This window comes from Thiomicrospira aerophila AL3 (genome assembly GCF_000227665.2).
Taxonomy (GTDB): Bacteria; Pseudomonadota; Gammaproteobacteria; order Thiomicrospirales; family Thiomicrospiraceae; genus Thiomicrospira; species Thiomicrospira aerophila.
Genome location: NZ_CP007030.1, coordinates 1,799,035 through 1,813,555, shown reverse-complemented (window position 1 = coordinate 1,813,555; position 14,521 = coordinate 1,799,035). Strand labels below are relative to the sequence as shown.

The 14,521-nt window shown below is 48.7% G+C and carries 11 protein-coding genes; 4 read left to right on the top strand and 7 right to left on the bottom strand.

Features of this window, described 5'->3' with window-relative positions; all coding sequences use genetic code 11:
* Position 1: 1 nt before the first annotated feature.
* The 7 genes from THIAE_RS08850 to THIAE_RS08820 all read right to left on the bottom strand — a co-directional run bounded on the left by THIAE_RS08850 (position 2) and on the right by THIAE_RS08820 (position 7,826).
* Complete coding sequence (locus THIAE_RS08850) at positions 2-1,180, bottom strand: hydroxymethylglutaryl-CoA synthase (protein ID WP_006460882.1); 1,179 nt, start codon at positions 1,178-1,180, stop codon at positions 2-4.
* Positions 1,181-1,200: 20 nt separating this feature from the next.
* Positions 1,201-2,238, bottom strand: a complete 1,038-nt coding sequence (gene fni / locus THIAE_RS08845) for a type 2 isopentenyl-diphosphate Delta-isomerase (protein ID WP_006460883.1) — start codon at positions 2,236-2,238, stop codon at positions 1,201-1,203.
* Positions 2,239-3,297: a hydroxymethylglutaryl-CoA reductase gene (locus THIAE_RS08840; protein WP_006460884.1), complete on the bottom strand. Its 1,059-nt coding sequence runs from the start codon at positions 3,295-3,297 to the stop codon at positions 2,239-2,241.
* Between the two features lie 66 nt (positions 3,298-3,363).
* Entirely contained in the window at positions 3,364-4,185 is an 822-nt protein-coding gene (locus tag THIAE_RS08835) for an SDR family oxidoreductase (RefSeq protein ID WP_006460885.1), read from the bottom strand.
* Between the two features lie 185 nt (positions 4,186-4,370).
* On the bottom strand, positions 4,371-5,645 hold the full coding sequence (locus THIAE_RS08830) for an OmpP1/FadL family transporter (RefSeq protein WP_006460886.1): 1,275 nt from the start codon (positions 5,643-5,645) through the stop codon (positions 4,371-4,373).
* 293 nt (positions 5,646-5,938) lie between these two features.
* Positions 5,939-6,511: a DUF302 domain-containing protein gene (locus THIAE_RS08825; protein ID WP_006460887.1), complete on the bottom strand. Its 573-nt coding sequence runs from the start codon at positions 6,509-6,511 to the stop codon at positions 5,939-5,941.
* Positions 6,512-6,689: 178 nt separating this feature from the next.
* The gene (locus tag THIAE_RS08820; protein ID WP_006460888.1) at positions 6,690-7,826 is read right to left on the bottom strand and encodes a 4-phosphoerythronate dehydrogenase; all 1,137 of its coding nucleotides are present in this window, start codon (positions 7,824-7,826) and stop codon (positions 6,690-6,692) included.
* Between the two features lie 58 nt (positions 7,827-7,884).
* Here THIAE_RS08820 and THIAE_RS08815 point away from each other — a divergent pair, with 58 nt between their 5' ends.
* The 4 genes from THIAE_RS08815 (at position 7,885) to THIAE_RS08800 (ending at position 14,477) form a co-directional block, all read left to right on the top strand.
* Positions 7,885-8,520 (top strand): alpha/beta hydrolase, encoded by a 636-nt coding sequence (locus THIAE_RS08815; protein ID WP_006460889.1) that lies wholly within the window; start codon positions 7,885-7,887, stop codon positions 8,518-8,520.
* A 111-nt stretch (positions 8,521-8,631) separates the two neighbouring features.
* Positions 8,632-10,017, top strand: a complete 1,386-nt coding sequence (locus THIAE_RS08810; RefSeq protein WP_006460890.1) for a TolC family protein — start codon at positions 8,632-8,634, stop codon at positions 10,015-10,017.
* Complete coding sequence (locus THIAE_RS08805; protein ID WP_006460891.1) at positions 10,018-11,118, top strand: efflux RND transporter periplasmic adaptor subunit; 1,101 nt, start codon at positions 10,018-10,020, stop codon at positions 11,116-11,118.
* On the top strand, positions 11,118-14,477 hold the full coding sequence (locus THIAE_RS08800; RefSeq protein WP_006460892.1) for an efflux RND transporter permease subunit: 3,360 nt from the start codon (positions 11,118-11,120) through the stop codon (positions 14,475-14,477). Before THIAE_RS08805 ends, THIAE_RS08800 begins: the two co-directional genes overlap by 1 nt.
* The last annotated feature ends 44 nt before the right edge of the window (positions 14,478-14,521 follow it).

Here is a 14,521-nt window from a genome sequence, read left to right as displayed (position 1 = left end):
CCTAGGCCTCGGTTTTGAGATAGTAGCGTTTGTGGTCTTGAATGCCCGCGAGGCGATAGGGGCCAGCATGATAGACATCAAAAGTGATATTCGCCTCATTCGGCTGAGGCTGTTGATAATAGGCCAAATAATCAGCATAGCTTAACGCCTTGCGTTGCGCTATTTGCGCTAAATGGCTTTTGGTGAATAAATGCGCTTGGTAGCCGGTTTGCAATACGCCGCTAAAAAATTCAGCAACACAACCTGAACCATAGCTAAATAGCCCGACGCGATCACCACTTAAATCAGTCGATTTTTGCGCGTAATAATCTAACAGTGAACAAAAACCGACAAACAGCGAGGCACTGTAACTATTGCCGATCACCCGATTATAGATTTGGCTGGGTTGAATCTGTGTTTGGGTTTGGGCGTCATCCTGCGCCACCCCCGCGAGTTTAACCAGCTGCTTATGGGCTTTTTCGGCCATTTTAGTAAACGGAATGTGATAGCAGAAATGCTGAATATCGGCAAAGCCACGTCCGGTCGCATCTTGAAAGTGTGACCAGGCCTGCTTCAAGCTATGCAGGTAAACTTTGGTTGAGTACTTACCATCAACTAGCGCGGTATCGCGGTGATTGGGGCGCCAAAAATCCATGACATCTTCAGTGTAATAACCTGAACCAGGTTCAATCGCCATAATGCGCGGATTGGCGGTCACTAGCATGGCCACCGCGCCACAACCTTGGGTGGCCTCGCCGGAGGTGTCCACATCATAGCGTGCAATGTCGGCGGCAACGACCAAAATGCGTTCATTAGGATTGGCGCGCACACTGTTCACTGCCATTTGTAACGCGGCGGCACCGGCATAACAAGCGTGTTTAAATTCCATTACGCGGCAACGGTTAGGCAGCCCAAGTAGGCCATGTAAAAAAGCACCGGCTGATTTAGATTGATCGACACCGGATTCGGTGGCAAAAAAGACTGCTGTGATTAGGCTGGGGTCGCTGGCGGCTAATACGGGGTCGCAGGCTTTGGCGGCGAGGGTGACCACATCTTCATCGGGCGGCGCAATCGACATTTTTTCTTGGCCAATGCCCACATGGTATTTATTTAAGTCTTGGTTTTTTTGTTGCGCAAAGACGTCCAGCCCGAGATAAAAATCGGCGGTGGCAAAGTGGATTAGATCAATACCGACATTCATGCGTCGTCTAAGCTTCCATGTTAAGGCTGCACCAAGAGGGCATCGTTTAAAAAAAGGTCTGTTGTCGTTGCGGCGCCGACTAAAAATTGCGCAACCTGAAATGCTTGTTTAAATTCAGTAATTGTTTGAACCACGGCGTCGGTGCTTTGTAAGGCCGGTTGTAAAAACGGCGCGGCCACCCCACAGACATAGCCGCCCATTATAACTGATTTCACCATGTCAATGCCATTACGGATTCCGCCACTGGCAATAAAGCGAGCCTGATCTTGAAAAGGCCGCGCATTTTGCAGCGCTTGAGGTGTGGTATAGCCCCAGTCCTGAAATAGTAGCCCCAAGGCTTGTTGCTGGGATTTGCTTGCACGATGCGCTTCAATGCGACTCCAAGAGGTACCGCCACGACCAGCAAGATCAAACCAACCAATACCAGCGTTAAGGCCGCGTTGAATGTCCGCGGCAGACAAGCCGCAACCGACTTCTTTTAAAATAATCGGCACCGGCAGCTCGCGGGCGAGTTGTTCTATTTTGGCGCATAGGCCGGCAAAGTTGCGGTCACCTTCTGGTTGAATCAGTTCTTGCAGCGGATTCAGATGCAAAATAAGCGCGTTGGCCTCTAAACAATCCACCGCGCGTTTCGCTTCATCCAGACCAAAACCATAGTTAAGTTGGACCGCGCCTAAATTAGCCAATAATGGCACATTAGGCGCATAGCGGCGAATTGCAAAGCTGCGTTGCGCGTCGCTGTTAGCCATCATCACCCGCTGCGAACCGACGGCCAGTGCAATCTGTTGATCCGCGGCGGCCTCGGCCAAGTGACGATTAATTTTTTCCAGCTGCGCGCCTGAGCCACCGGTCATTGATGAAATAAGTAACGGGAAAGCAAGGGTGTGGTCAAACAAGGTGCATTGACTGTCAAGCTGCGCAAAATCCAATTCGGGAAGGGCGCAATGGCGCAGCTGGATATGATCAAAGCCGCTTTGTTGGCGGTCTATTGCTTGGTCTGACAAGATCGCATTAATGTGATCTTGTTTGCGCTGATTGATGGCGTTAAATTCGCTCACTTAGCGCTCGAACTTGAGGTGGGCCGCCATCAGCTCGCCTGGATTGGTTTGCGCGGCTAATAGCGAAAGTTCGCCACAAAGTGCCGTGGCTCCGGCAATCGCCGCTAAACGACGCGCATTCACGCCCGGTTCGACATCTGTGGCGGTGCAGCCCAGCTGGGCGAGATTGCGTTGGACAAAATCTAGGCCTTTGCCATTGCCGACACTGCCGACAATTAGATTAGGTAGGCTGGTTGAAAAATATAACCCGCCATCAGGCGTTACTTCGGCATGGTTAATGGCTTGCGAACCTTCGACAATATTGGCGGCATCTTGACCGGTCGCTAAATAAAAGCCGAGCAGCATATTGGCGACATGGGCATTAGCACTGCGCAGGCTGCCAGCGGCAATGGAGCCGAGTAGGTCTTTTTTAATATGCAAATCGACCAGTTTGGCGGGAGTGGTTTTTAAAAAGCGTTGGCAGAGTTTGTCGCTCAGCCAGGTTTCGCAGACGATATGTTTACCGCGACCTAAAATGCCATTGACCGCCGAGACTTTTTTATCGGTGCAGTAGTTGCCCGAAATCGACACATAACTAAGCTGTGGGTATTGGTTTAATAACCAAGGTGTGAGCTGGTCGGCCGCTTGGGTGACCATATTATGACCGGACGCATCGCCGGTGCTGAACTCTAAACGTAGATACAATAGATTGCCAATAATCTCACCGTTAATATCGAGCAGTTTGGCAAAGCGACTGGTTTGGGCGACCACCTGCTGTAGGTCGGCTTGGCGCAGTTGCACTTGGCGCAACACAGTTAAGGCGTGTGTAGCATCAGGCGCTTGTAACAACAATGAGCGGGTCATGCGCTCGTTAATGACGGTGACCTGAATGCCGCCAGCATGAGCCGTCGCCCGCGCACCGCGTGCCACCGATGGCCAAAGTGGGGTTTCATAGGTCGCCATCGGCACCATAATGTCATCAGCATTAACCGTGCCAGTGAGCTTGAGCGGGCCCACCGAGCGCATCGGGATCTGGGCGAATTCGGTATAGTCAGTCGGAGATAATTTCATGTTCGCCATTATAAACGAGAATACGCAAATGTCACGATAGGCAATCTGACTCTAAAGTTAAAACTAGAACTTAAACTAAATAAGACTGGCATAACCTTCTTGATAGGTCGGATAAATAAATTCATAACCTGTGGCACGCAAACGGGCATTACTTAAACGTTTATTACTGCGCATAAGGCGGCTGTTTTCAGTGGGCTCTGCATGCTCAATGGTGCCCACACTTAGCTGTTCGGCCAACCACTCATAGACTTCGCACGATAATGTCGGTTGGTTATCCACGGCAATATATAAGGTGTCTGGGGTGGCTAGGTTCATTAAATGGCTTAACACCCCGACGCAATCATCGGTATGAATTCGGTTGCTATAGACATCTTCCATGCACTGGGCCTTGCCTTTTAGCACCTGGTCAATAATATGAGTGCGGCCGGGGCCATAAATACCGCCAAAGCGCACCACGGTGGCAGGGAAGTCGGCGTTTAAGGCCAACTGTTCGCCTTCTAAAATGCGTTTGCTAGAAAAGTTGTGTTCTTCCGCAGGACTGTCTTCGGTGACCCATTCGCCTTCAGATTGACTAAATACCGAGGTGCTAGAGGTAAAAAACAAGCGTTTAATCGGTTGACCCGCTAGGGCGTTAAGTAGGTTTTTCATGCCGGCAACATAGGCTTGATAGTAGGCAAAGTCATTGTATTTACCCGCGGAGGCCATGTAGAACACATAGTCTAAATCGTTGGGTAGGTCTAGGTTGTCCTGGTGCAGGTCAGCGGCAATGGGGTGAATACCCTCAGGTAACAGGTCGGTGTTGCGACGAATGCCATAAACCTGGTGGCCGGCATCGCTAAGTTGGCTGCCTAAGCGGCTGCCAATATCACCACAGCCTGCAATTAAAACCTTTGCCATACAATCCCCTTACTATGCTGATAAACGTGTGCGGTTAAATTTTTCGCTAGTATGCCCAAGTTTAGCGGTGCTGAAAAGGTGCAAGGTGTAAAAAATTTGTTAAAAAAAGCCCCGGGGCTTGGGGGAGCAAGCGGCGCCGGGGCAGGCCTGGTTAGCAGGCTAACCAGGGTGGGAGAAGCGGTTGGTTAGAAGTTCATCCGCAATGCAAGGGTGTAACCCAATTGAGAGTGGGTAACTTTGTGGGAGGTGTCACCTGGGGTGCCACCACTAATTAAACCAGTATCAACTGTTTTGGTTTTTTCCGCGGCATAGGTCACCGCGCCTTCAACGGTTAAGTTCTCGGTGAAGCTATAACCACCACCAAAGGTAAAGTGACTTTCTACGACTGCGGGGAAGAAATGGTTGTTGAGCAAGTTTATGGCTTGGCTTGCATAGTCATTGCCTGATTTTTTCTTGATTGGGTCGCTGCCATAGTTGTAACCCACGCCTAACCAGTATTTATTGGCGGTGTATTTGGCGCCAATCGCAAACACATCTTGGTCTTCCCAGTTGAAATCTTTATAGCCTTTCGCCGAGCCCCAACCAATACGTTTATAGTCAGCGGTGTACATCATGTTACCCATGGTATAAGCGGCACCGACTTTGATTTCGGAGGGTTGTTCTAGCTCATCTCCGAGGTTGACGCCAAAGTCAGGTAACATGAAACCTTCAGCAGCAGTGGTAATTTGATCTTTGTACTTCATGTTAATGGCTGATTGATAGGCTAAACCAAGGGTCAGTTCTGGGGTGACATCGAAATAACCACCGACATTAAAGCCAAAGCCATAGTCCTGTGACATGCCGTTGCCGATATTTAGTAAATCACCGCCAGCAGATGGATCCGCTGGATCATTAGGTATAAACTGTTTGTAATTAATATCCAACGCACCATACTGAATCACCGGAGCAAAGCCGATACCCCAGTTGCTGTCATTATAGGCTAGGGTCGGGGCAAATTTCATTAACTGTAGGTTACTGTAGCCGTTGAAAAGACCGGTACCATCTGGAGCCCCTCCATTATCCCGATAATCTACCCCCATGCCTGCGGTGCCGAAAATGCCTAGACCAAACACCCAGTTGTCATTAATCCGCGTTGCAAGGGATACTTCGGGAATTACGCTTAAGTCTGCATCACTTGTTTGGCTTACTGATTGGCCTGGCATGCTGGCTACATCAGTTTTTGCCTTCACGCTTGGCATAAACACCGTACCACCAATTACAAACTCCGTGCCCTGCATCTTACCAATCAAGGCGGGGTTGGTCAGCGCGTTTTCTGAACCAAAAAATGCCGCGGCACCGGTGCCGCCCATGGCGCGAGATTGTGCACCTAAACCAATTAAATGATCGCCGTTAGTGGCTAAAACAGGTTGCGAGACCATGGCGGCGGTGGCGATGGCTAAAGCTAAACGAGTGGGTTTCATACTGTCGTATCCTTTCTGTTATAGAAATGTTTTTTGTGATTTGAATCGGTGCAAAAACTACACAAACTCAGGGTGTTTTCAACTATGCGACAAAAAGAATAAAAAAGATAATTGATAAATTTTTATGGGGGATAGAAGAAGTTGATAGTAGATAAGCAGTTGATAATAAAATAAAATTATTAAAAAATAATTTTTATTGGTGTATAAATTGTGCTAATAAAAAATAAATAATTTACCCAGAGATAAAAAAGCCGACACATGGTCGGCAAGGGGAGGAGAAGCAAGGGTAATGATTAGAATACGTCGCCAGTTGCGCCTTTTTCCATCATTTGCCACATTGCTTCACGCACAGCCATGGTTAGCTCCTTTAACTCAGGCGGCATCTTTTTACCCATCTTGATCATCATATCCATGTTCATAGTATATAAATGTAGGCCACCATCATGTTCAACAATGGTAATACGGCAAGGTAGGAATGCACCCATCGCTGGGCTAAAGTCGATCATTTTACGGGCGGTTTCTGGGTTGCAGTAAGACACCACATGGATAATGTCAGATTCAATGCCACGACCGTTTAATTCACGAGAGAGGGGTAATTGGCCCACATCCATTAAGCCGGGCGTGTTCATCGCCACGTTGTCTAGCGCGTCTAAAATATCCTGTAGTTCAACGCCTTCTGCGGCTTCACGGTGCCATACTACCGCATAACCAATATCACCTTCGCTTTCTACCCAGCGATCCCAGATTTCATTAAAGGTGCCCCAGGCCCCTTCTTCAAGATTGTTGGCGGCTTTCATGGTGCCGCAGCCAGAAAGTAGCGCAATTAAACCGGCTAAAAAGCCTACTTTTAATACTGTCATGTTCATTGTTACTATCCTTTGTATGGTTATAACGAGGTTTCGGTGTTAAGCGAATTCGCAATCAATATTCGTTTTGATCGGGATTAAGACTACTCCTGTTACGAATAAAAGAGAAAACGAAAATTTTTGGTGTCTAATAATAAAATTTTATTAGAATTTTTTAATTTTCTAATATTAGCCGCTGCTAATATAGCTGAAAACCAAGTGATTGCAAGGCTTGATTCCATTCTTTTTGTGCAAACTTGGCGATGCGGTGTTGGGTCCATTCACGACGAATTGGGTAATCACGACGTTGTGTTTCAAATTGTTGCCGAACCTGTTCGATGGTTTTAGCCCGCAAACGTTGATGATCGTGGTGGGGGTTATAGGCTTGATGGAGCAGGTCCAGCAAGATGGCCGGCCAATGCGTTAATTCGCTATTGAATTGTAGCGGTGCCGGTGTGCTGGGGCAGGACTGCTGCCAGTGGTGTTGCTCAGGCTCTTGCCAAAATTGGCATAGCTGTTGATAGGCCCATAAACCGCCAGCTAGCTTGGCTTCATAGCTATGTCCGGCAATGTGAGGCGTGGCCATCGTGGCTTGGTTGAAGAGGTTTGCGTTTATGTTAGGCTCGTCTTGCCAGCAATCGATTAGTTTTGTGGTCATCGCGCTTTGGCACCAGGCCTGCTCATCAACAATGCCGCCGCGCGCCGCGTTAATCAGCACTTGGTCTGCGCGCAGTTTAGCCAAGCGCTTAGCGTGAATCAGATTGGCACTGGGGTGGGCGCCCTCACCGGTCAGCGGGGTATGCAGGGTAATGATGTCGGCTTGATGCAATAGGTCGTCCAAGGCTTGCCAATCGCCAGCGGGACAGGCATCGCCTTGATCTTGACGTGGCGGATCATTGAGCAAGAGGTTAAATCCTAGCGCCTGTGCTTTGGCCACCACCTTTTGGCCGACATGGCCGACACCTACTACACCCACTGTGAGCTGGTGAAAGTCTTGTTGGCGCAAGCAGGCCTGCTCGACCAGCAGCGTGATAATATACTCACTCACTGAGTTCGCATTACAGCCTTGTGCGGAATAAAAATGGATCCCCTGTTGCGCTAACCAGGCCTGGTCAACGTGATCTAAGCCGACTACGCTGCTGCCAACAAATTTAACGCGACTATTGGCCAGTAGCGCTTCGTTGACTTGGGTGCGCGAACGTACCACCAGTGCATCAGCGTCGGCAACAGCCTGGGCATAAATAGCGCGGCCGGGGAGTAATATAATGTCACCGAGGTGACTAAACATCTCAGTTGCAAGGGGGAGGGCGTCATCAATGACAATACGACGGGTCATGGCAGCTCCAAAGAGTAAATGAATTAATAAGGTAAGTTTCAAGTTAGGTTTAATGATTATGACGCAGTTTAAGCGACCACAGGCGTTATTTGTACCAGGGCAGGCGGGATTATTGGAGTGCCGAGTGCGGCCAGTGAAACCGGGGCTGCGCCCGCGTGGCCTCGCCGTGCTGCTGCATCCTCACCCACTTTATGAAGGCAGTATGAATAATAAAGTGGTCACCACGCTAGAGAAAAGTTTTTTAGACGCCGGCTGGCAAACCTTGGCGTTTAATTTTCGGGGCGTGGGGCGCAGTGAGGGCGTTTATGATGAAGGGCTTGGCGAGCAGGCCGATTTAGCCGCTGTCGTCACCTGGGCGCAGGGTTTGTATGGTGACTTGCCTTTGGCGCTGGGCGGTTTTTCGTTTGGTAGTTATATTGCGCTCGCACAAGCTGATGCCTTGCAAGCGCGTTATTTAATTACCGTGGCACCGCCGGTAAATTTGTATGCGTTTGATCAGTTGACGCTGCCGACTGAGGCGCGTTGGAGTGTCATTCAAGGTGGTCAGGATGAGGTGGTGCCGCCGCATAAGGTGGCCAATTGGATGCGTGGATTAAGCTTACGCCCTGATGTTTATTGGCGTGAGCCAGCGAGTCATTATTTTCATGGCGAGCTGATTTGGTTGCGTCGGATTGTTGCGGCTTGTTTGAGCTAGATTATTGAATTATAATATTAGAATTTTCTAATATATTAATGCGTTTGCTGTAGCCCTTGAAGCTGCGTATGCTTAAGCAAATAAGTTTATTTTTTTACAAGGAAAACGAACATGAAGCCTCGTATTTTGGCTGTGGCGTTAGGCTGTATTTTTTCGGGTGCGGTGCTGGCGCAAACCGTTGAGTTCACGGAGAGTGTGACCCAAACCCTGTCGCAAAACCCGCAACGGGATGTGACAGCGGCGCAAATTGAGCAGGCTCAGGCGGCGGTGAGTCAGGCGGAACATGGCCGTATGCCGCGATTTAATTTGTCTTTTGGGGTAACCCATAGTAACAATCCACTCAATGTGTTTGGAATGAAGTTGCAGCAAAAAAATGCCACTTTTGGTGATTTTGGGTTTAGGCAGTTTGATCCTACTAATCCTAACCCAGGGCTTAAACCCGACGATCTGAACAACCCCGATCCCTACACCAATTTTAATACCGCAGTTGAAATGCAGTTACCGATTTGGAATGGGGGGCGGATTGCGCACTTCCAACAACAAGCTGAAGCCATGTTAGCAGCCGCACAGCAAGGCGATGTCGCTGTTCAGCAAATGCTCACCTATTATGTCTATGAAGCCTATGAGGGCGTTCATGCTGCTCGGCGCTTTATTGAAGTCGCACAACAAGCTCTAACGGCGGCGCAAGCCTATGTGAATACCACTCAAAACCTTGTCAATCAGGGTGTCGTGGTGCGTTCAGAATTACTCAGTGCGCAGGCGAATGCGGCAGAGATTTCGGTGTTACTCGAACAAGCACAAAACCAAGAGCAAATGGCATTAGATGGCTTGCGGATGTTAATGGGCTTGGCGCCTAATGCGCCGCTGGATGTGGGGGCGCGTGTTGCGGTGGTGTTGCCGTCGGACAATTTGGATAGCCTGCTTAATCAAGCCTTATTAAATAACCCGCAGTTGCAAGCTAAGCGTCGGGCCCTGTTGGCCCAGCAAGCAGCGGTCGGCGTAGCCCGTGCCGATTTGTATCCACAAATTAATATGCTAGCGCGCAGTGAGTGGAATGATGACCGGTTAGGATTCAGTGCCCAGTCTTATACCATTGGCGCGATGGCGACCTGGACTTTTTATGATTTTGGCTTTACCCAGCGCAGTGTTGATCAGGTCAATGCCAAACTGCGCGAAGAACAAGCGCAGTTACGTAGCCACGAGTTGGAAGTCAGAATGCAGGTGTTACAAGCCTGGCGTCAATACCAAAATGAGTTGAAAAAACTGGCCGCGAACGAAGCAGCTGAACGTTTTGCGACTGAAGCACAAGAACTGGTTGCGCGTCGTTATGAAACCGGTATCGCAACCATGACTGAAGTATTGGCGAGCCAAGCGCAATTAGATAAAGCCCGGGCTGAGCTGGTCAATTCGCAGTATGCCATTAACCTACAAAAAGCACGGTTACGTTTAGCAACCGGCTTAATGAATTTAGACGATTTGAGTTTGGAGAACCCATAAATGAAAAGTTATTCTTTGGCTTTAGCAGGCCTGCTAGCAATGTCGCTTGGCTTAAGCGGATGTAGTGATGAGCCAACCCCAGCCGGTGCGCAAAATGATGCCGTTAATACCCATGAAGTGACGGTGACTCAAGTGCAGTTAGGCACCGTACCGGTATTGGTGAATGTGCCGGGTTCGGTGGTGCCGGACCAGCAAGCTCGCATTGCTTCGCGTTTAATGGGTAATATTCAGACATTACCGGTGCAGTTAGGGGATCACGTTAAGCGTGGTGATCTGCTGTTTACCATTGATCCACAAGATATTAACAGCCAGATTTCGCAAGCGCGTGCAGCGTTTCAACAAGCTCAAGCGGCGTTGGAAAATGCACGGGCCGATTTTGATCGTTTCAGTCAATTATTACGTGAAGAATCGGTATCTCGTCAGCAGTTTGATGGCGTGCGTTTGCAATATAACGTGGCGCAAGAAAACCTTGCAGCGGCCCGTGCCGGTTTAGAGCAAGCGGAAGCACAGTTGACCTATGCTAATGTTAGAGCGCCTTTTGATGGTGTGATAGTGCAAAAGTTAGCGGTAGCGGGTGATTTAGCGGCGCCGGGTAATCCGATTGTGGTGATTGAAAACTTGCGTTCATTAAGCGTACAAACTGAAGTGTCACAAGATTTATTTGCGGCGATTAAAGTGGGTGATAAGGCGCTAATTCAGGTAGATGGCGTTAGCCAAGTGCTAGAAGGTGAGATTTATTCATTAGTAGCGGCAGCGAATCCGCGTACTCGTGGTCATACCACCAAATTAAGCTTGCCGGTGGTGGATAATGTTAACTCGGGTACCTTTGCTCGCATTAGTTTTATTCGTGGCGAGCGCCAAGCGATTATGATTCCACAAGCGGCCGTCGTTAATCGCGCCGGTATTGAAGGTGTATTTGTGGTTACGGATGATGCGCGGGTGCAGTTCCGTATGGTGCGTTTAGGCGCGCAAAAAGGCGCGGATGTTGAAGTACAAGCAGGCCTAGATATGGGTGAAGTGATTGTGGTGAGTAACAATCAAACCCTGGTCAATGGTGATCGTGTAGTGACTCAAACAGCGATGCTGGAGCGCGTTGAATAATGGCAGATTCTCAAAATCCTCAAAACAAGATGGGGCAGGATGACCTGCAACTCAACAGCGCGGGGAAACTCGCGAAGATGTTTATCCATTCTAAAATTACCATGATGATTATGATCGCCATTATGTTGGCGGGTCTATTATCATTGTTTATGACGCCGCGTGAATATAATCCACAAATTGTAGTGCCTGCGGCCAATATCATGGTGCCGAAAGCCGGCGCGACACCAGAAGAAGTGAATAACATGGTGGTCAAACCGCTGGAAGCGATTATGAATGCGCTACCCGGGGTGGAAAACACTTTTGGTTATGCTACCAGTGATTTTGGGGTGGTGACCGTTCAGTTTAAGGTGGGTGAAGACCAGATTGATAGCTTGGTTAAAGTCTATAACCAGGTGATGCAAAATATGGATCGGATGCCGCCAGCGACCCAGCAGCCAATTATCAAGCCAATTAATGTCGATGATGTGCCGATATTAACCCTGACCCTTACCTCTGAGCGAATGGATGGGTTTGATTTACGCGATGTCAGTTTAAAACTGGTTGAGCAGCTGCGCAATGTGCCGGGGGTGTCGTTTACCGAAGTATTGGGCGGTAAAGAGCGTGCGGTTAATGTGTGGTTGGATTCACAAAAAATTGCCATGACCGGTTTGTCGTTAGAAGACATTAGCGACATGCTGATGGGGTCTAACGTTTCAATGCCAGTGGGTAACCTGGTTAACAATAACCGCAGTCACCCGATTAGAGTGAACGGCTATTTAGGCAGTGCGCAAGAAGTGGGTGACATTATTATTGGCGCCGATAAAGGCCAACCGATATTTTTACGTGACATTGCCACGATTGAAGAAGGGCCGTTAGAAGATGAAATCCATACGCGTATTGGGTTTGGTCCAGCCAGTTCATTAGGGCTGCGTGGCGAATTACCAGCGGTGACTATTTCGATAGCGAAAAAGCCTGGCACTAACGCGGTAACGGTATCTAATGCGGTGATGGCAAAGTTTAATAGCTTGCAAACCGCCATGCTACCCGCTGATGTGCAGGTGGTGGTGACTCGCAATGATGGAGATATGGCCGATAAAGCGGTTAACGTGTTAGTGGAAAGTTTGATTATCGCGATTATCGCGGTGGTGATTATCTTGATGGTGTCACTGGGATGGCGCGAGGCGTTGATTGTGACCTTGACGGTGCCATTGATTTTGTTTGTGGTGCTGATTGTCGGTTATATTTTTGGTCAAACGCTTAACCGAATTACCCTGTTTGCACTGATTTTATCGCTGGGGCTATTGGTCGATGCGGCGATTGTGGTGGTGGAGAATATCCACCGCCATGTACGGCATGGCGTCGATCCAAAAACCTTTGATCAGTTACTGATTAAGGCGACCAACGAAATTGGTAATCCGACCAACGTGGCAACACTTGCGGTTATTTTGGCCTTTATTCCGATGTTGTTTGTGACCGGGATGATGGGGCCCTTTATGGCACCGATTCCATTTAACGTACCGGTGGCGATGATTGCATCATTATTGATTGCCTATATGTTGGTACCTTATGCGGCTTATCGCTGGTTGGGTAAAAACGCTATTAAGAAAATGGCCGAGACCGATAGTATTCAGTCACATCACCCGCAAAAAGAGGACTGGCTACAACGCGGCTATGTCAAAATTTTGGCACCGATGATTGCCAGTCGCACCAAGCGGAATATCTTCTTGTTTGTGGTGTTAATAAGTTTGTTTGCAGCGATGTTCCAGCCAGCGGTACAGTTCTTGCGCGAAGATGGTATGAATAACCCGCTGCATCCTTTAGGTGTGGAAGTCAAAATGTTACCGTTTGACAACACTGACACCTTCTTGGTGCAGGTCGATATGCCATCGGGCACAGCAACCGAAGCGACCGACCGTGTGGTACGTTTTGTGGGTGATATTATTGGTCGAACCGACTATGTCACTGACTATAGCGTCTATTTAGGCATGCCGGCGCCGATTGATTTTGCCGCGCTGGTGCGGGGTGATTTAATTAAGCAGGGTGAGAATTTTGCGCAAATTCGGGTGAATTTGCTGGAAAAAGAACGCCGTTCCTTAAGTTCGCATGAAATCGCTCAGTTGCTTTATGATCGCTTTGCCATGGTGCGTCAGGATTTCCCTGAAGCGAAGGTGAAAATCTATGAAACGCCACCGGGCCCACCGGTGACAGCACAGATTTTGGCGGAACTTTACGGGCCAGATTATGACAAGTTACGCGATGCTGCGAATGAAATCAGTGTCAAGTTCACTGAAATTTACGGCATGATTAACGTGGATAACTCGGTGACCGATGACGTCTTGAGTTATGAAATTAATATCGACCGTGAAAAAGCCAACTTGCTAGGCATTGCACCGGCCAATGTCAGCAAAATGTTGCGTGATTATGTGAGCGGTTTTAATCTTGGCTATATGCACTATGACAACGTCCGTGAACCGGTCAATATTGTAGTGCGTTTACCTCGTGCGGAACGTACCGTACCGGAGCAGTTGTTAACCTTGCGGGTTAATTCCTTCTCAGGTGAGGCGGTTCCGTTATCAGCGATTGCCACGATCGAAGAGCGTATTTTGGCGAAACCGATTATGGGTCGTGATCAGCATTCAATGACCATGGTGAGTGGTGAACTTTTGCGCTCTAGTCCGGTGTATGCCGTACTGACGCTCGATAAAATGCTCGACAATGTCACTTTGCCGGAATCAGGCGTGACCTTCCAAACTGCCAACCTAGGCTTTATTGAGGCACAACCGAAAGGTGTGATGGATTACACCTTATTATGGGGTGGCGAAATGCGCCTCACCCTGGACGTATTCCGCGATATGGGGAGTGCGTTTATGGTGGCGTTAGTGTTTATCTATCTGATTTTGGTGGGCTACTATCGCTCGTTTATGTTGCCGTTTATTGTGATGGGCGCGATTCCCTTGACAATGATTGGGGTTTTCCCAGGGCATTGGTTGCTAGGTCAGGCCTTTACTGCGACCTCAATGATTGGGGTGATTGCTTTAGCGGGGATTGTGGTGCGTAACTCGCTGCTGTTGATCGATTTTACGCTGGAATATCAACGAGAAGGGATGTCCTTGCGTGACTCGGTAATCGAGGCCGGTAAAGTGCGTGCCAAAGCGATTATCCTAACGGCCTTGACGATTATTTTTGCCTCGATTGTGATGATTCCAGACCCCGTATTTGGTGGTTTGGCGATCAGCTTAATCTTTGGGGTGATTTCATCGACGGTCTTGACCTTGTTTGTTATTCCGTTGATGTACTTTATTTGGCAGACCTATTATCCGTCTCCGCCAGAGTTAACGGATATGGCCAAAATTGAAAAAGAGTTATTGTCGAAGGCTTAAGTCTTGAACAATATGCTCTGTTGGTGATGACAGATCAACCCCGG